The sequence below is a fragment of the Hafnia paralvei ATCC 29927 genome (assembly GCF_001655005.1).
GTDB lineage: Bacteria > Pseudomonadota > Gammaproteobacteria > Enterobacterales > Enterobacteriaceae > Hafnia > Hafnia paralvei.
Genome location: NZ_LXET01000001.1, coordinates 1 through 18,552 on the forward strand (window position 1 = coordinate 1; position 18,552 = coordinate 18,552).

Sequence of the window (18,552 nt, forward strand, 5' to 3'; positions counted from 1 at the left end):
TTATTGGAAACAAGAAAATCTAAAAAGAATCGCCGCTGACGCGGCGAATTTTTCTTCTTCATGGCTTCAGTTGTTTTAGCCACTGTTCGATAAAATCTGCAATTTTCTCGGTCTTATTAATATCTAATTGCGGAATATCACAATCAACATGCCCATCACTTGCTAACACCAGCACATGCTTATCAATGATGCCTGTAAATGGCTTTCCTACTGATGCACGGTAGAGTGCAATCTTAGAGATTGCTTCATGCTTGAAGCCCTCAACTAAAATTAAATCACAGCGCTCAGGATCGATCTTTGATGCAAGAAATTGCAGGTCTAGAGGCTTTTGCTCAGGCGTTTCAGTCATTAGCGCCCAACGCTTATCGCTTGCCACTAACGTTTGTTCTGCTCCGGCCTTACGCAATTCGTAACTGTCTTTTCCTGGTGTATCCACATCCATATCATGGTGGGTATGCTTAATTAGCGCTATCCTGATCCCTCTAGCATTCAGCTGTGGTATCAACTTCTTTAAAAGCGTGGTCTTTCCTGTTCCGCTATAGGCAGCGATTCCAAGTAAAGGTATTTGAGTTTTCATTCTTGTTCCTTTAGCTTCTGCTCACAACGCTGACATTCTTCATGAGTATTAAAATTAATAAAGCAATCTCGAGCAAGGTAGGTAACCTGCTGTGCATTACATTGTTCTAAAAATATCATTAATTTGCGTTCACCTTGCTCAAGATATTTCATCAATGGTGAAATGAGTTCGCGACTTAATAATGCGATAGTTGGATGAGCTCTATTGCCATCATGTATATATGCGGCCTTATGACCATCTCTTTGCATCCAAAGATATTGCACTATATCTGATGGGATAAAGGGGACATCACAGGGCGCAAACATAACCCATTCATGCTTGCTTTGCTGCAAACCACTTAGCATCCCTGCTAACGGGCCAGGATAGTCTCTGAGCGTATCAGTGAAAACCTTTAGCCCGGATTGCTGATAGATGGGTAAATTACGGTTTGCGCTGATTGAGAGTGTTTTGACTTGGGGCTTAAGTGTTTCTAAGACATATTGATAAAGGGGCTTCCCGTTAAGCATGACTAGCCCTTTATCATCTCCACCCATTCGAGAGGCTCTTCCTCCTGCCAGTATTACGCCTTCAATATCATGCATGTGGGCCTCCTTTTGTTACTTATATACTGTATTGTAACGCGGGGATGCGGCACTTTCCCATGCGTGTAATAGTTTGTAAAAAGTGAATGTTATACGAGCTAGGACTATCTTTGGTAAATTAAGCCTGATAATTTGTCAGCCCATTAAGCATCAGGGAGAAATAAAATGAAATGCCATCGCGTTAATGAACTAATTGAATTAATCCATCCAGCTTGGCAGCAAGAGCCTGATTTGAATTTGGTGCAGTTTTTGCAGAAGTTGGCCGATGAGGCCGGATTTAAAGGTAATTTAGGTGAGCTGACCGACGATATCCTTATTTATCACCTTAAGATGCGTAATAGCTCAAGTACAAAGGCTATTCCCGGTTTGAAGAAAGACTATGAAGAAGACTTCAAAACCGCCATCCTGCGCGCTAGAGGCGTAATTAAGGATTAATTTCAGACACGATAGTGCACAAACAGCGCAATAGGTCGATTTGATAGTGCTATTATCTCGGTTTATTGCGTGAGTCTTGGCCTGACTATGACTAATCCAGCTTTCAGTTTTCAAACACTTACTCCCGATCTCATTCTTGATGCTATCGAGAGTACAGGAATTCGCATTGATTCAGGTTTAACAGAGCTTAACAGCTATGAGAACCGCGTCTTTCAGTTAATGGACGAAGATCGACAACGTTATGTTGTGAAATTTTATCGTCCGGAGAGATGGTCTGATGGCCAAATTGATGAAGAGCATGTTTTTGCTCGCGAATTGGCCAACGCTGAAATTCCTGTTGTGGCCCCCCTATCTCTGCATGGACAAACTCTTCATCACTTTGCTGGATATGCGTTTACTCTGTTTCCCAGTGTTGGGGGGCGGCAATATGAAATAGACAACGACGATCAACTTGAATGGGTCGGGCGCTATATGGCTCGAATCCACCAAGTGGGTAAACAACAGCTCTTTTCTGAGCGCCCAACGATTGGCTTGGATGAATATCTTTATCAGCCAAGAGACGTTTTAGAAAGAACACCATTATTGCCAGCGAAACTCAAGCCAGCCTTTCTGGCTGCGTTAAACTCGTTGATTGTTGAGGTTGAGCAATATTGGACGACGGATTGGGCCCCCGTACGCTTGCATGGTGACTGTCATCCAGGGAATATCCTATGGCGTGATGGCCCATTATTTGTCGATCTAGATGATGCGCGCAACGGTCCGGTTGTTCAGGATCTTTGGATGTTGTTGCACGGTGAGCGCCAAGAACAGCTGATCCAGTTGGATATTTTGCTTGAGGCATATGGAGAATTTGCTGATTTCGATACTCAACAGTTAAAGCTTATTGAGCCGTTACGCGCGATGCGTATGGTGCATTATTTGGCATGGGTTGCTCGTCGCTGGCAAGACCCTGCCTTTCCAAAGAGTTTTCCGTGGATGGTTGATGAAAGTTTCTGGTTGAGGCAAACATCAGCCTTCATGGAGCAGGTTAAGCTGTTACGAGCACCACCGTTGCAGCTAATGCCGATGTATTAAATCAAAAACTTAAGACGATGGAGAAGTTCGCATGAAAAAGATTTTGTTGGCGTTAGTTGGGATCGCAATGGCATTTGGTGCCTCTGCGGCTCAATTCTCTGAAGGCGATCAGTACGTTAAGCTTGATAAAAGCATAACTGGAGAACCACAGGTATTAGAGTTTTTCTCTTTCTACTGCCCACACTGCTATGAGTTCGAAGAGGTTTACCACGTTTCTGATGCAGTGCGTAAAGGTCTGCCTGAAGGCGTCAAGATGACCAAATACCATGTTGAGTTCTTGGGGCCGTTGGGTAAACAACTGACTCAGGCTTGGGCTGTTGCGATGGCGTTAGGTGTTGAGGATAAAATTACTCAGCCAATGTTTGAGGCCGTGCAGAAAACTCAGAGCGTTCAGAGCCCAGAAGATATCCGCAACGTCTTTATTAAAGCGGGTGTCAGTGCAGCAGACTATGATGGTGCCTTGAACAGCTTTGTCGTGAAATCTCTGGTTGTTCAGCAAGAGAAAGCTGCTGAAGATCTTCAATTGCGTGGTGTTCCTGCAATCTTCGTTAACGGCAAATATATGGTCAAAAATGATGGTTTGGATACCAGCTCAATGGACTCCTACGTTCAGCAGTTCTCTAACGTAGTCAACTTCTTGCTGAAACAGAAATAATCCATTTCCGTCTCATAAAAAACCGGGCTAAAGCCCGGTTTTTTATTTACTCGGCGAGGCATAAACTTTTTTCAAATGATCGATAAGCTGATCTTTTTGCTGCCACAGATTGTTCAGCCATAGCTGGAACTTTCTTTTGAAAACCTTATCGTTAAAGTAGTCTCCATGCATTTCGGAGCTCACTGATAGGGTTTCCACATGTACAACAATTCGTTTCATTCTTCCACAAAGTAAATCGAGAAAAGGACTACGGTTATTGTCTGGGTACAGTAGCGTGACATTTAATACGCGATCAAATTGCTGACCTAATGCGTTCAAAGTGAATGCAATTCCAGCGGCTTTGGGAGGAAGTAAGTTGCGATAAGGAGAGTGTGATTTTATGCGTTTTTCTTTAGTGCTCCGAGTACCTTCAACGAAGTTAACAATGGTCGTAGGGCGTATGCGGAATTTCTCACAGGAACGGCGAGTGGCTTCAATATCTTTCCCGCGCAGTTCAGGGTGCTTTAGCAAATGACTTCGAGAATAGCGTTTCATAAATGGCATATCTAATGCCCAACATGCCAAGCCAACGAACGGAATCCAAGCGAGTTGTTGCTTTAGAAAATACTTATTCATTGGAATATGATTGCGTAACAAAACGCAAAGAACGACGATATCTGTCCAGCTTTTGTGGTTACTGATAACTAAATACCAGTTCTCTTTGCTTAGGTTTTCTAGGCCGTAAACTTCCCAATTCAGGCCGTAATTAAGCTTCATCAGAATGGATAACCCCTCACACCAGCACCACATCATGAAGTCGGCGAAGCTTGCGATATAGCGCCAAACGATAGGGATGGGGAGCAGTAGCTTAAGGACCCCGGCAAGCGTAATCGGCACAGAACATAAAATCGTTACCATTACCGTTAACACCGTGGATAACACAAATATGATAGGGGATAGGACCAAGGTAATTAACGTAGGCATTAGCTTGTTCGCGCAATCGCAATCGAGTTGTTAAAGTACGATTTTATCAGAAGGGTCATTGAACTACAGCAATTCTAAAAATATATGACAGATAAGCTGCAAAGCAGTGGCGTTGTTGATAATTTAGGCTAATCTGTATGAGGTTGCATGCAGGTATACAAAATTTTTGGTAAGTGATTGAAATATTATCCACATCATTAGTTGCTTGATGCTTTTATACACACATATGTGTTTTTGTATATAACTCATTTAAATTACTAATAAAATTACTACTAAGTTCTCAGTGAGAACCCGCGTTATTAAATTTATGATCTTTTGTTCACAAACTTATCCACAATTTGATCAACAAGATCTGAATACTTGATCGCATTCCTCATCAAATCTCCCGCTAAAATTCGTCTCTTGTCTCGAGGTATGGCATCCTTACCTCTAAGTCCACCATCACGATAAAGACATACTATGGCCGAAATACCTGAAAACCCTCTGATCCTAGTTGATGGATCTTCATACCTGTATCGCGCATACCACGCTTTTCCTCCACTAACTAATCGTGCGGGTGAGCCTACAGGGGCAATGTATGGCGTGTTGAACATGCTGCGCAGCCTGATGCTGCAATATCAACCTAGCCACGTAGCCGTGGTATTTGACGCCAAAGGAAAGACTTTCCGTGATGAGCTGTTTGCTGAATATAAGTCTCATCGCCCGCCAATGCCGGACGATTTACGCGAGCAAATAGAACCGCTACATAAGATGGTACAAGCGGTGGGATTGCCGCTGCTGGCTGTATCGGGCGTTGAAGCCGATGACGTCATCGGAACGCTGGCGCAGGCTGCTGAAAAAGCAGGTCGCCATGTACTGATCAGTACCGGCGATAAAGATATGGCTCAGTTGGTTACGCCGAATATTACGCTGATCAATACCATGAATAATACGATTCTGGGGCCTCAGGAAGTATGTGATAAATATGGCGTACCGCCAGAGTTGATCATTGATTTCCTCGCGCTGATGGGCGACTCCTCGGATAACATTCCAGGTGTACCTGGAGTCGGTGAAAAAACGGCTCAGGCATTGTTGCAGGGAATTGGTAGCCTAAAACAGATCTACAGCGATCTGGATAAAGTCGCGACGCTGAGTTTCCGTGGTGCTAAAACCATGGGTGCCAAACTTGAATTGAATAAAGATCAGGCCGATCTCTCATACCTGTTGGCGACGATTAAGACCGACGTTGAGCTAGACGTTACCTGTGATGATCTCAAGCTTAAACCCATGGATACAGCTCAGCTGCATGAGTTGTTTAGTCGGTATGAATTTAAACGTTGGCTCGAGGATGCTGAAACCGGCTCTTGGTTAAGCGGTGAGAAAAAAGCGCCGCCGGCGCGAAAATCGGCAAAAGATGATACTGAAACCGCGGTTACCGCCGTTGAAGAAACTACGGCGATTCTGTCGCAAGAAAACTACCTCACTGTTCTGGATGATGCAGCGCTTGATAGCCTCATCGCCAGTTTGAAAGCGGCCAAGATTTTTGCCTTCGATACAGAGACAGACTCTCTGGATGTATTGACTACCAATCTGGTTGGTCTGTCATTTGCCACTGCGCCAGGCGTAGCGGCATATATTCCGGTTGGTCATGATTATCTGGATGCACCCGATCAACTGGATCGTGACGATGTATTAGCTAAGCTAAAACCCGTGCTGGAAGATGCTAACTTGCTGAAGGTGGGGCAGAACCTCAAGTACGATCAGGGAGTGATGGCTCGCTATGGTATTGAGCTTCAGGGGATTGCCTTTGACACTATGCTTGAATCTTACGATCTCGATAGCGTCGCTGGCCGCCATGATATGGATAGCTTAGCTGAGCGTCATCTGAATCATAAAACGATCACATTTGAAGAAATTGCGGGTAAGGGGAAATCTCAGCTCACGTTTAATCAAATCGCTTTGGAACAGGCCGCACCTTACGCAGCCGAAGATGCCGATGTTACATTGCAGCTGCATCTCAAACTTTGGCCACAGTTGGAAAAAGAAGCCGGTCTGAAGAAAGTCTTCACCGATATTGATATGCCGTTGGTTCCTGTGCTTTCCCGTATGGAACGTACTGGGGTGCTGATCGATAGCAATATTCTGGGTAAGCACTCGCAAGAGTTAGCTATTCGTTTAGATGAGCTTGAGAAAAAGGCGCATGAAGCCGCGGGTGAGCCGTTTAATCTCTCTTCTCCAAAACAGCTACAAGCTATTCTGTTTGAAAAACAGAAACTGCCAGTTGTGAAGAAAACACCGGGCGGCGCACCCTCGACCAACGAAGAAGTGTTAGCTGAGCTGTCGGAACAAGGTTTTGAACTGCCAACCATCATTTTGGAACATCGTGGTTTAGCGAAGCTAAAGAGCACCTATACCGATAAACTTCCGCAGATGATTAACCCTGCTACTGGGCGTGTGCATACCTCCTATCATCAGGCGGTTACTGCGACAGGACGCCTCTCATCTAGCGATCCAAACCTGCAAAATATCCCTGTGCGTAACGACGAAGGTCGAAGGATCCGTCAGGCCTTTATTGCACCGCAAGGCTATAAGATTGTCGCCGCCGACTATTCACAGATTGAACTCCGCATCATGGCTCATTTGTCTGGTGATAAAGGTTTACTGACTGCGTTTGCTGCTGGTAAAGATATTCACCGCGCAACGGCGGCAGAGGTGTTTGGGCGGAAATTAGAAGATGTGACGAGTGAACAGCGCCGTAGCGCAAAAGCTATCAACTTTGGTCTAATTTACGGCATGAGCGCATTTGGTTTAGCTCGCCAGTTGAATATTGCACGTGGTGAAGCACAGCGCTATATGGATCTCTATTTTGAACGCTACCCTGGTGTGCTTGAGTATATGGAGCGTACCCGTCAGCAGGCCGCTGAGCAGGGCTATGTTGAGACACTAGACGGTCGCCGTCTCTATCTACCAGAGATCCATTCTCGCAACGGTATGCGCCGTAAGGGAGCTGAGCGGGCAGCAATCAATGCTCCTATGCAGGGAACTGCGGCCGATATCATCAAGCGCGCCATGATTTCTGTTGATGCATGGCTGCTGCAGCAAAAAGAGCCATTGGTCCGCATGATTATGCAGGTGCACGATGAATTGGTGTTTGAAGTGCATGAATCCGTGATTGAGCAAACCGTAGAAAAAGTCCGCGAATTGATGGAGCAAAGCCTAGAATTGGCGGTTCCGCTGAAAGTGGATGTCGGTACGGGGGAAAATTGGGATCAAGCTCACTAGATGATGGTTAATTAAGCTATTTATGTAATTTAACTACATAAAACAGCGCTTAAAACCAAGAATATGCCGCTAAATTGAACGCATTTGTGTAAGTAAGCTACAAAAAAGGTTTTACCCTGCCTGAAAATGTTGTAGAGTTACAGACGTAGGGTACAGAGGTAAGATGTTCTATCTTTCAGACCTTTTACTTCACGTAATCGGATTTGGCTGAATATTAGCCGCCCCAGTCTTTTATGACTGGGGCGTTTTTTTTTGTCTAAACAAAAAAGGGCCGCCAGAGCGACCCTATTTATCTGGAATCTAGCCGTTATTCTCCGCTTTCTTCCTCTTCTTCAGACAGCGTTTCTGGTTCGATCTCGCTAAACCATGTATTCAGTTTTTCACTCAATTTATCTACCCCAAATTTTTTCAGGGAAGAGAATGTTTCAACCTGAATATCGCCCATAAATGGTAGTACGGCTTCACGCACCATATTCAATTGGGCTTTACGTGCGCCAGACGCCAATTTATCGGCCTTGGTTAGCAGCAACATGACTGGCAGGTTAACGTCAACGGCCCATTGAATCATCTGCTGATCGAGATCTTTCAGCGGATGGCGGATATCCATCAAAACCACTAATCCCTTCAGGCAGTTACGTTTTTGCAGGTATTCACCCAACGCTTTCTGCCATTTACGCTTCATTTCTTCCGGCACTTCGGCATAACCATAACCCGGTAAGTCAACGAGGCGTACACCGTCGGTGACTTCAAACAAGTTGATCAACTGAGTACGACCAGGTGTTTTACTGGTACGTGCCAAGCCTTTTTGGTTAGTTAGCGTATTCAGAGCACTGGATTTGCCTGCGTTAGAGCGGCCAGCAAATGCTACTTCGATGCCAATATCAGCAGGTAATGCGCGAATATCAGGGGCACTGGTGACGAAGTGAGTCACATGATAATTATAAGTTTTACGGTTCAAAACGTTCGTCTCCATTAAAACATGGCGGTATCTGGTAGGGATTATAACTGCAACAGCCGCAAAGAGCGCATAAAACCGCTGTTTATCTGATGTAAGCTCGAGGCTTACAGCCTTGTGAGACATTGGCTATTTATCTTTCGGGCAATGACGTTTTCAGTTATGAGACTGAATTTATTAAATTAATAGAATCATATGATTACAAAATTACGTGATCTTGCTCACGCTGTAACTTGGGCTGTAGTCCCTTGTTTAGAGCAGCCATTTCTTTAAAGTATCTATCAACGCAAAGGATGGCGGTACGGAAAACTTCGTCAGGAAGACGAATCTCAGGGAGCGCAGGGGTGCGTAGTGAGCGAAAGGATTCACGCTAAAGGATTTAGCGAAGATATATAGGATATATATCTGAATGGATCACACCAACTCAGGAAGAGTTTAGCGCTAGGATTGGCGCAATAAGGACAAGAGCCTCAGGAAGAGGGTGCAAGGAGCAAAACGGCAAAGGGAAAAACCGGGACGTTGAGTGCATTCAGGGATTGAGATGCGTGAATATCCTTCATTTGAAGGCTAGAATTAAGGCGACAGTTTAGGCTGTCGCCTTTTTTCTTTGCGTGCTTTCTGGTAGGGTGTGCGCACTGTCCGCCCCCCAGTTTAAACGCCTGTTTTTCGGGTGTCGGAGACCGGCGTTTCAGGAGTTAACCTGAGCTCGCTAATATTTCTCTACTCGATTTATCTCTCTGTGAGTACACGCTAATGAGTCCTGCCAATAAAACGCCGAAAGCTAAAACTTCAGCGCCAAAACAAAAAAGAAAAACCCGTGTTGAGCTTGATCTGGAAGCCCGCGCGCGCAAGCGCCAGAAGAAGCACCGCGGTAATAAATCTGGTGGTCGTGCAAATCCTGAAACTGCAAACAAGAAGACCACTGATTCTGCAAAGGCTATCGATCCGCGTATTGGTAGCAAAGTACCAGTGCCGCTGGTAGCTACTGAAGTGAAAAAGCCAAAGGCAAAAGCACCTAAGCCCGAAGTGAAAAAACGGCTTTCACCAGAAGAAGAGCTGACCCAGTTAGAAAACGATCCGCGTTTGGACGCGCTTCTGATCCGCTTGGATGATGGCGAAGAGCTGAATAAAGAAGAGCAGACCTACGTCGACAACATGCTGGATCGCATTGATGAGCTGATGGAAGAATTAGGTATCGAGCTTGGCGACGAAGATGATGAAGTCGATGAAGAAGAGCCGAAAGAAGACATCGTTAAACTGCTCAAGCGCGGTAACCCGAAAGACGTATTTTAATCGCCAATGTGGCTAATACTGATAATAGCCTTACTGCTTACGTGTTATCTGTTGTGGTTATTAGGTAAACTATGGTGGCTGTCGCGGCGTAAACAACGCTGGCGGCAAGCTGCCATGACCCGCCAGTTTTCACGACTTCCTCGTCACCGGTCTGGCAGGCGAAATCATCGGAAGGAGTAAGCATGTCGGAACAGGCGATAGTCTGGGATCTGGCCCTGATTCAAAAATATAACTATTCTGGGCCGCGTTATACCTCATATCCTACAGCATTAGAATTCAGCGAAAGCTTTACTGAGGCTGAGTTTACTCATGCTGTAGCTCGTTATCCTGAACGAGCGCTCTCGCTTTACGTTCATATCCCTTTTTGCCACAAGCTGTGTTACTTCTGTGGCTGTAATAAAATCGTTACCCGCCAAACACACAAAGCAGATGAATATCTCGATAAACTGGCATTAGAAATCAGCCAGCGTGCGCCGATGTTTGCTGGTCGTAAAGTTTCTCAACTGCATTGGGGCGGCGGTACTCCAACCTATTTAGATAAAACTCAGATTTCTCGCCTCATGCGCATGTTGCGCGATGCTTTCGATTTTCTACCGGATGCCGAGATTTCCATTGAGGTTGATCCGCGAGAAATTGAGCTGGATGTCCTCGACCACCTACGCCAAGAGGGTTTTAATCGTCTGAGTATGGGGGTGCAGGACTTCAATAAAGAAGTTCAGAAGCTGGTTAACCGTGAGCAGGACGAGCAATTTATTTTCGATCTGATCAACCGAGCTAAAGCGATTGGCTTCACATCGACAAATATTGACCTCATATATGGCTTACCAAAACAGACGCCAGAAAGCTTTAGCTACACGCTACAAAAAGTGGCTGAGCTCAACCCCGATCGCTTAAGCGTATTTAACTATGCGCACATGCCGAAACTGTTTGCTGCCCAGCGCAAAATCAAAGATGAAGACTTACCGTCAGCAGACAGTAAGCTATCCATCCTACAAGAAACTATCGCGATGCTCACCGATTCCGGTTATCAGTTTATTGGTATGGATCACTTTGCTCATGCCAACGATGAGCTAGCCATTGCGCAGCGAGAGGGTAAGTTACATCGCAATTTCCAAGGCTACACTACGCAGGGTGATAGCGACCTGCTGGGGCTGGGCGTTTCCGCGATAAGCATGATCGGGGATAGTTATGCGCAGAACCGCAAAGTGCTAAAAGAGTATTACGCTGATGTGCAAGACCATGGTCATGCGCTATGGCGTGGTATCTCCATGACTGAAGACGATTGCTTGCGCCGTGATGTGATTAAAAATCTTATCTGCAATTTCCGTTTGGACTATTCCCACGTAGAGAGACAATACGGGATCGTCTTTGCTGATTACTTCGCTGATGATTTAAAACTGCTAGCGCCCCTGGTTGAAGATGGGCTGGTGGACGTTACATCAACCCGTATTGAAGTCACTCCTCGCGGTCGCCTGCTGATCCGTAATATCTGTATGTGTTTTGATATCTACCTACGTAAGCAAGCGAGAATGCAGCAGTTTTCACGAGTGATTTAAGTTCTGCGAACTATCAAGATCGCTTTCGTGAGATGACGTCTGTGCACGATTTGGTGTTGACCATTCATGGCCGCCCCAAGCACCACGCCAACGTTCTGTTGGCGTGGCTCACCCGGATAAAGCGCTGCGTGATTACGTCAGTAAATGGGCATTAACGCTATTTTCCGTCACTTTCCCTGTTAATGCTGTTATCAAGTTATCTACTGCGCAGGCTGCCATATTATAGCGAGTTTCTTCCGTTGCTGAGCCAATGTGAGGCAGTGCAACAACGTTAGGTAACTGCAGCAACTCTGAATCAACAGGTAAAGGCTCTACTTCAAATACATCGAGGCCAGCAGCGCGAATCGTGCCGTTTTTCAACGCCTTAATTAAAGCGGTTTGATCGACAATTTTACCGCGTGCACCGTTGATTAGAATGGCACTTGGTTTCATCTTCGCTAAGCGCTCTGTATTGATGAGCTTGTGTGTTTGTTCGCTGTAGGGCAGCGTGATACAGACGAAATCAGATTTCGCGAGCAGTTCATCCAGTTCACAGCGACGTGCGTTAAATTCCTGCTCGACTTGCGTATTGGGGCGATCGTTCCAGTACAGAACGTTCATGCCAAAACCGGCGTGCGCACGGCGTGCTAACGCTGATCCGATGCGCCCCATGCCAAGAATACCTATGGTTTTATGGTGAACGTCGACGCCATAGCTATCAACGCCGATGCTGCGTGTCCATTTGCCTGCTTTCACCATTTCGGCCATTTCCAACGCACGGCGTGCGGTCATCAGAATTAGCGTAAATACCGTATCTGCCGTGGTTTCTGTCAGAACAGTAGGGGTATGCATTAATACGATTTTACGCCGTGTCAGATCGTCTACGTCAAACTGGTCGTAACCTACTGAAATAGTAGAAATTGCTTTTAGCTTTGGCGCATGGTCTAACAAATCCGTGCGTACCGGCACACTGGCGCCGATCATGCCATCGGCGCTTTCTAGTGCTCTGATCACCTCCGCGCGATTGGCATTATTGATTCCATCAAAGAATCGGACATCAAAATGCTTCTCTAGGCGTAGCTGCAGGTCAGTAGGTATTTTTTTATACAGAACAACAGATTGCTTCATCATTTATTTCCCCTGAGAAACGGCAGGAGCTGATTTAACAGCGACTTTTTTTTGAGCGTCTGAAGGTTTCACGATGAGCGTTAGCCACACAGCAACCAATAACGCACCGGCCATGAATACGTAGGATGCGGCTGGCGATCCGGTTGAGCCATTCAGATAACCGACGAACCATGAGCCAAAGAAAGAGCCCAGCGCGCCCATGCTGTTAATTAATGCCATTGCACCACCTGAAACGTTGCGTGGTAGCATTTCTGGAATGATGGCGAAGAACGGGCCATAAGGCGCATACATCGCGGCTCCGGCAATGACCAGCAGCGTATAAGACCACCAGAAATGGTTAGCGCCTACTAGGTAAGAACCGATAAATGCCAATGCGCCAATGAGCAGTAAAGGCCATACGAAGAGTTTGCGATTTTGCATTTTGTCAGATGCCCAAGACACCACGATCATTGCAATCGTTGCCGCTAAATAAGGCACCGCAGAGAGCCATCCCGCTTCAACCATTCCCATGTCAGAACCGTGGCGTAGAATTGACGGTAACCACAGAACAAACCCGTACACGCCGATGCTCCAGGCAAAATATTGAGCACACAGGATAATGACGTTCCTCGAGCGGAAAGCTTCGCCATAGTTACGTACGGCCTTAATGCCTTGCTGTTCTTCTAACAATTTAGCCTGCAGAGCGGCTTTTTCTGATTCGCTCAACCAGCCCACTTGCTCTGGTTTGTCTTTAACCAATACCCACCAGCAGAATGCCCAAATGACCGCAGGGAATCCTTCAAATATGAACATTTCGCGCCAGCCATAGGCATGGATTAGATAGCCAGACACTACTGACATCCACAAAACCGTGACCGGATTGCCTAAAATGAGGAAGGTATTAGCTCTGGAACGTTCGGCTTTGGTAAACCAGTTACTGATATAGATAAGCATGGCTGGCATGACTGCCGCCTCGACGACGCCGAGGGCAAAACGAATTGCGGCCAGTGCCGGAATATTACTAACCAGACCGGTTAAGGTGGCGCACATCCCCCACAGAATTAAGCACCAAAATACCAGTTTGCGCACGCTGCGTCGTTCGGCATAGATTGCACCAGGTATTTGAAAGAAAAAGTAGCCGAGGAAGAACAGTGCACCCAGCAGGGAGGCCATTCCTTTGGTGATACCAAGGTCTTCGTTAATTCCTGCGGCAGAGGCAAAGCTGAAGTTCGCGCGATCAAGATAAGCCATGCTGTAAGTGATAAAAATCACCGGCATGATGTACCACCAGCGCTTCGGGGCAATCGTTGATTTGCTCATGGTTATAATCCTTCAGTATGATTTAGATACATCCTTGGGATGTAGGGCCCAGAGGTGGATGTGTTATTCGTTATTCGCCGAGCTGAGCTCGGGTTGGTAAACCTTCGCTATCACCAATGGCCTGTACGGCCAGTGACCCGATTTTATTGCCGCGCATAACGGCCTCTGGTAGGGCTTTACCTTCTAACAGCGCACTGATCACACCAACAGCAAAACCGTCACCAGCGCCTACGGTATCAATGACGTTCTCAACGCGAACAGCGGCTACGTGTTGCTGGTGGCCATCGGCGGTTTTAAACCATGCGCCATCTGGCCCTAATTTGATGATGACGGCTTTTACACCGCGGCTAAGGTAAAAATCAGCAATGTCTTCCGGTGTCTGTTTGCCTGTCAGAATTTGTCCTTCTTTCAGCCCAGGCAAAACCCAATCAGCTTGAAATGCTAACGCATTGAGCTTTTCACACATCACTTGCTGACTCGGCCATAGCACTGGACGTAAGTTTGGGTCAAAGGAGATAGTTTTGCCCATTGCGCGCATCTCTTTGGCGGCGTGATTCGCCAGTTCTAACGAGTCAGTTGAAAGGGCTGCCGCTACGCCGCTAAGGTGCAAATGGCGGGCTTGAGAAAAGTAAGTGCGATCGAAGTCATGAACCGAAAGATGGCTAGCCGCAGAGCCTTTGCGGAAGTATTCTACCTTGGGATCGGTTCCATTTTCTGCTTTAGATTTCAGCTGAAAACCGGTTGGGAAGCGCTGATCGACGATAACGCATTGGTGGTCGATCCCCTCTTGCTCCAGAGTAGCTAGAGTAAAGTGACCAAAGGAGTCATCACCCACGCGGCTCACCCATCCAACATTCATGCCAAGACGAGATAAACCAATGGAGACATTTAGCTCCGCTCCTGCGATACGCTTAGTAAACTGCATTGCCTGATCCAGTTCACCGGTCTCATTGGCGACGAACATTGTCATTGCTTCGCCATAGGTGATCATGTCTAGCTGTGAAGTTTTCATATCAGTTCGCTCTCAATAAATTAACGTAGTGGCGAGTGATTGCAGTCAAATCATCGCCTTCTAAAGGGAATTCAATACCGCGCATGACTTGATTAGGAAGCTGTGACAGCAGAGGTTTCCAGCGACCATCACTATTATCCAATTCGACCGCGCACCAGCCTTGGACTCGTTTTTCAGCCGCTTTTACATGCACGTAGTGCACCATATGCGCCAGTTTTTGCGCAGCGATCTCGGCATCTTCATTCACCCAATCCCAGTTGGCCATATCAAAGGTCATGCGTATCGGTGAGTGGCAATCTTGCACGGCGGCAAAGAAAGCATTCAGAGGTGAAAGAGTGCCGCAGTCTGCTGTTTGGTCGTTTTCAACGACCAGCGGAACATCGTATTTTTTGAGTAAGGCGTTTAGCGCGGTAAAGTCATAGCCGGGCTGATAGTGCCCAAGGGAGAATTTGACCAAACGGGCATTTAGCTCGATGGCTTCATGAAGGCGTTGCTCAAGAGCAGGATTCAGCAAACCGTCTGGAGTAAAAAGACCTTCAGGCACGGAGTACACGGCAAAGAGTTGATGACGGGCAATCTGCTTCGTGAGATCACCTAACGTTTGCAACTCTGCCTGCGATAATAGTTCACGGCGGATTTCTACGCCGTCTGCGCCAGACTCCGCAATAATCGGCAATAGATTAGCCTGCCCGCCCAGCTCATTGACTTTGTCCCAGCCGTAAGCGGCAGTGACCACGACGATTTCTCTTTTCATATTCACTCCAATGACGATTAATTCATCATCAATTCAATAACGCCAAGATATTTGGAACCGGTTCCATAAAAAAGTGGAAAAATGATGATGTATGACAGTGGTCACATATTGGTTCGGGGGGAATTCAGAAGTGTGACCGATGTGGGATTGTCATTGCAAAATGTAAGGAGACTTCGTTTATCAAAGCAGAGGTAGTCGCTATTTTTTACGCACTTTGGCTTTGGAAAGCGTTTTAAACTCATAAAAAAGCCCACCGCAGATTGGGCAGGCTTTTGAACCAAGAGGTAATTACTCTCCAGGGAATAGGAAAGGATTGATGCTACTGCGTCCGAAACCTTCTTCTTCCATTTTAGCGTCGAGCACTAACGTTGCTAAGTCGTCTGCAACGGGCTCCACTTTTGGATCTTTTTCCTGATAGACCATCTTCAGGTAAGTACCACAATCACCGCAGCTTTCTGCTTTCACAGCGGCATTCTCACTGTCCAGCGACCAGTAGTTTAAATCGCGGGTTTGTTCGCAGTTGGTGCACTTCACACGAACTACATGCCATTCGCTTTCGCACAGGTTGCAGTGCAGATAGCGCAGTCCGTTAGTTGTACCCATGTGGATAACGCTGGCAACAGGCATACTGCCGCACACGGGGCAGTATTGACGATTTTCGCCATATTCTGCCTTGGCTTTGCCTGGCATTTGTGTCGCCATCTGTGCCCAATAAAGCGACAGCGCCGCCCAGATAAACGGAGCTTTGTCGCTTCCGACAACGCCGAAATTACCGGCAAACAGATCTTTTGCCATGATTTCTAATTCGGAATCAGACGTCTTGGCCAAGTTTTCCAGTACGGGCTGAATATGCTCCGGAGCATCAGGCATCAACTCGGCAATCAGTGCCTGTAGCAGCGTGTGCCAGTGATGTGAACGCGGGAAAATCGAGGTATCCAACGGTGGCTTGCCTAACGCGGCGGCATTGGTCAGCGTTTGGGTGAGATCGAGCGTTAGCGGATTGTCGTGTAGCGCTTTTTGCTGCGCTTCAGCAATCGCCGCCGCAAAATTAAGGTAATCGCCCAGAGGATTATTTTCCGCGAGCTGACGTAAACGTTCTGCGCGGCGGGAATAGAGGCTTTTCAGGTTAGCGAAAAGTACGGGTGGAATATTATCCAAGCCACCTGTCTTTTCACGCTCTGCGCCTAGCTGTTCTTTTGGGACGATTTTAATGCTCATTGATGAAATCCAGTGTTGAGTTAGTCGCTCTAGTAACCGATGAGTGGTTTGTTTATTAAGGTTTAAGTAAGGCTTCGCTCGCCTGTCAGTTACGGCTTTCATATACCGATTTAGCTGAAGGTGTTCGAAAAGGGGCTCTCGTGTGAGCCCCAAACTCCACGCAGACGTCCTGCCTGCGTGGCTTTCCTAACCTATAGCAAAAAACGTGAACGTCATGATGTCAGAAATAGAGGTTCATTTCCGCTCTTGTTCTTTAGCTCGCACCTCTCGATACCAGCGCGGATGGTGTTTTTTGGCCCACGCAGCGGGCACCCAGCCTTCGACCATCGCCGTGATCGTGCCTTTCACCCACAGAGCTGCATAGATGTGAACCATAATAACAACAATCAGCAGCACTGCGGCGAATGAATGCACCATCAGCGCCACGCGGATCACTGGAATGGAGAACGCATCGGCGAAATAAGGACGCCAAATCACTACGCCGCTGGCTAAAAGTAGAATCAGGCTGCCGATAGCGGCCCAAAACACACACTTCTGTCCAAAGTTATAGCGACCGGTATCACCGACTTCTTCATTCATCGCAATCTTATGAATGTTTTTCGCCCATGTGATGTCTTCACGGTTGATGAGATTATGTTTCCAATAGCGGAAGAACATGATCAGGAACGAAGCAAACATCACTACACCAAAGAACGGATGTAGGATACGCGCGAGCTGCGGCGTGCCCATAATGTACATCAGCCAGTTAAACGACGGGAAAAAGAACCCGAGGCCGCTGATTGACACGACAATAAAGCAGAATGCCACAATCCAGTGGTTAATACGCTCTGGCGCTGAGTAACGCTGAATCGGCTTTTCCTTCCTCATTTGCGCTCCTCCTTCTCATGCTGGTCGACTTCTGGTTTGATATCATCCACCTTGCCGTCGATCTCTCCCTCTTCTTCGTCGTGTACGCGGTTTGGACCCACGCCGACGTAGTGGAAGATACTCGCCGCGAAAGTGGCAGCAAAACCGACGGCAGCCAATGGTTTCCAGATGCCTTTCCAGAACTGAACCGTTGGGCTGATGGTCGGGTCTTTCGGCAAGCCGTGATACAGTTCCGGTTTGTCAGCATGATGTAGAACGTACATGACGTGAGTACCGCCGACGCCGGCAGGATCGTATAGACCCGCGTTGGCGAAGCCACGGGTATGCAGTTCGTTGATACGCCCTGCAGCCAGCTCTTTCATTGCTTCTTTGGTACCGAAATGAATCGCGCCCGTTGGACAGGTTTTCACGCAGGCCGGTTCTTGACCAACGGCAACGCGGTCAACGCATAGGGTACATTTGTATACCCGATTGTCTTCCTTGTTCATGCGCGGTACGTCAAAGGGGCAACCAGCGATACAGTAGCCACAGCCAATACAGTGCTCTGACTGGAAATCGACGATGCCGTTAGCGTACTGGATAATTGCACCTTCGGACGGGCAGGCTTTCAGACAGCCCGGATCCGCGCAGTGCATACAGCCATCCTTACGAATGAGCCATTCCAGCTTGCCGTTTTCCTCAACTTCAGAAAAACGCATCACCGTCCACGATTTAGCGGTTAAATCGGCGGGGTTATCATACACGCCGACGTTATGACCCACTTCATCGCGAATATCGTTCCACTCTGAGCAGCCCACCTGACAGGCTTTACAGCCGATGCAGGTGGTAACGTCAATCAGCTTCGCCACTTCTTCCTGATGATTACGCGCCTCGGGAGGCGGCGTCAGAGAATTGGTGGCAGAGCGCCGGATTATGTCCTGAGATTGATAAGCCATAATGCGTCTC

Annotated in this window: 18 protein-coding genes; 7 read left to right on the forward strand and 11 right to left on the reverse strand. The window is 47.1% G+C overall.

Features of this window, described 5'->3' with window-relative positions:
- Positions 1-58 precede the first annotated feature (58 nt).
- Both mobB and mobA read right to left on the reverse strand, forming a co-directional pair.
- Positions 59-577, reverse strand: a complete 519-nt coding sequence (mobB, locus tag M988_RS00005; RefSeq protein WP_008815694.1) for a molybdopterin-guanine dinucleotide biosynthesis protein MobB — start codon at positions 575-577, stop codon at positions 59-61.
- Positions 574-1,158 (reverse strand): molybdenum cofactor guanylyltransferase MobA, encoded by a 585-nt coding sequence (gene mobA, locus M988_RS00010; RefSeq protein WP_064572430.1) that lies wholly within the window; start codon positions 1,156-1,158, stop codon positions 574-576. Before mobA ends, mobB begins: the two co-directional genes overlap by 4 nt.
- A 165-nt stretch (positions 1,159-1,323) precedes the next feature.
- Between mobA and M988_RS00015 the strand changes: the two genes are divergently transcribed.
- The 3 genes from M988_RS00015 to dsbA all read left to right on the forward strand — a co-directional run bounded on the left by M988_RS00015 (position 1,324) and on the right by dsbA (position 3,322).
- The gene (locus M988_RS00015; RefSeq protein ID WP_064572431.1) at positions 1,324-1,593 is read left to right on the forward strand and encodes a YihD family protein; all 270 of its coding nucleotides are present in this window, start codon (positions 1,324-1,326) and stop codon (positions 1,591-1,593) included.
- Between the two features lie 87 nt (positions 1,594-1,680).
- Complete coding sequence (locus tag M988_RS00020) at positions 1,681-2,667, forward strand: serine/threonine protein kinase (protein ID WP_020303539.1); 987 nt, start codon at positions 1,681-1,683, stop codon at positions 2,665-2,667.
- A gap of 31 nt (positions 2,668-2,698) precedes the next feature.
- Positions 2,699-3,322: a thiol:disulfide interchange protein DsbA gene (dsbA, locus tag M988_RS00025; protein ID WP_004090749.1), complete on the forward strand. Its 624-nt coding sequence runs from the start codon at positions 2,699-2,701 to the stop codon at positions 3,320-3,322.
- Between the two features lie 42 nt (positions 3,323-3,364).
- Here dsbA and M988_RS00030 read toward each other — a convergent pair whose 3' ends face one another.
- Positions 3,365-4,285: a 1-acylglycerol-3-phosphate O-acyltransferase, YihG family gene (locus tag M988_RS00030; protein ID WP_064572432.1), complete on the reverse strand. Its 921-nt coding sequence runs from the start codon at positions 4,283-4,285 to the stop codon at positions 3,365-3,367.
- A gap of 459 nt (positions 4,286-4,744) precedes the next feature.
- Here M988_RS00030 and polA point away from each other — a divergent pair, with 459 nt between their 5' ends.
- Together polA and spfP are read left to right on the forward strand one after the other, a co-directional pair.
- A complete protein-coding gene (gene polA / locus M988_RS00035; protein WP_064572433.1) occupies positions 4,745-7,546 on the forward strand; it encodes a DNA polymerase I in 2,802 nt (933 codons plus the stop codon).
- A 163-nt stretch (positions 7,547-7,709) separates the two neighbouring features.
- Positions 7,710-7,757, forward strand: a complete 48-nt coding sequence (gene spfP, locus M988_RS23410) for a small protein SpfP (protein WP_071892919.1) — start codon at positions 7,710-7,712, stop codon at positions 7,755-7,757.
- Positions 7,758-7,853: 96 nt separating this feature from the next.
- Here the strand turns inward: spfP and yihA are convergent, their stop codons facing one another.
- Positions 7,854-8,504 (reverse strand): ribosome biogenesis GTP-binding protein YihA/YsxC, encoded by a 651-nt coding sequence (yihA, locus tag M988_RS00040; protein ID WP_008815689.1) that lies wholly within the window; start codon positions 8,502-8,504, stop codon positions 7,854-7,856.
- A 750-nt stretch (positions 8,505-9,254) separates the two neighbouring features.
- Between yihA and yihI the strand changes: the two genes are divergently transcribed.
- A complete protein-coding gene (gene yihI, locus M988_RS00045; protein ID WP_008815688.1) occupies positions 9,255-9,794 on the forward strand; it encodes a Der GTPase-activating protein YihI in 540 nt (179 codons plus the stop codon).
- 182 nt (positions 9,795-9,976) lie between these two features.
- Positions 9,977-11,350: an oxygen-independent coproporphyrinogen III oxidase gene (gene hemN / locus M988_RS00050; RefSeq protein WP_064572434.1), complete on the forward strand. Its 1,374-nt coding sequence runs from the start codon at positions 9,977-9,979 to the stop codon at positions 11,348-11,350.
- Positions 11,351-11,482: 132 nt separating this feature from the next.
- Here hemN and ghrB read toward each other — a convergent pair whose 3' ends face one another.
- From ghrB to fdxH, 7 genes are all read right to left on the reverse strand, one after another.
- Complete coding sequence (ghrB, locus tag M988_RS00055) at positions 11,483-12,457, reverse strand: glyoxylate/hydroxypyruvate reductase GhrB (RefSeq protein WP_040012420.1); 975 nt, start codon at positions 12,455-12,457, stop codon at positions 11,483-11,485.
- Between the two features lie 3 nt (positions 12,458-12,460).
- Positions 12,461-13,756 carry an MFS transporter gene (locus M988_RS00060; protein WP_004090740.1) on the reverse strand — a complete coding sequence of 432 codons (1,296 nt, stop codon included), beginning with the start codon at positions 13,754-13,756 and terminating at the stop codon, positions 12,461-12,463.
- A 70-nt stretch (positions 13,757-13,826) separates the two neighbouring features.
- Entirely contained in the window at positions 13,827-14,768 is a 942-nt protein-coding gene (locus M988_RS00065; protein ID WP_064572435.1) for a sugar kinase, read from the reverse strand.
- 1 nt (position 14,769) lies between these two features.
- Positions 14,770-15,522, reverse strand: a complete 753-nt coding sequence (locus M988_RS00070) for a sugar phosphate isomerase/epimerase family protein (RefSeq protein ID WP_064572436.1) — start codon at positions 15,520-15,522, stop codon at positions 14,770-14,772.
- A gap of 288 nt (positions 15,523-15,810) precedes the next feature.
- Positions 15,811-16,740, reverse strand: coding sequence for a formate dehydrogenase accessory protein FdhE (fdhE, locus tag M988_RS00075; protein WP_008815683.1), 930 nt, complete (start codon positions 16,738-16,740; stop codon positions 15,811-15,813).
- Between the two features lie 234 nt (positions 16,741-16,974).
- Positions 16,975-17,607 (reverse strand): formate dehydrogenase cytochrome b556 subunit, encoded by a 633-nt coding sequence (fdoI, locus tag M988_RS00080; RefSeq protein WP_008815682.1) that lies wholly within the window; start codon positions 17,605-17,607, stop codon positions 16,975-16,977.
- Entirely contained in the window at positions 17,604-18,542 is a 939-nt protein-coding gene (gene fdxH / locus M988_RS00085) for a formate dehydrogenase subunit beta (protein WP_004090733.1), read from the reverse strand. Before fdxH ends, fdoI begins: the two co-directional genes overlap by 4 nt.
- Positions 18,543-18,552: the final 10 nt, after the last annotated feature.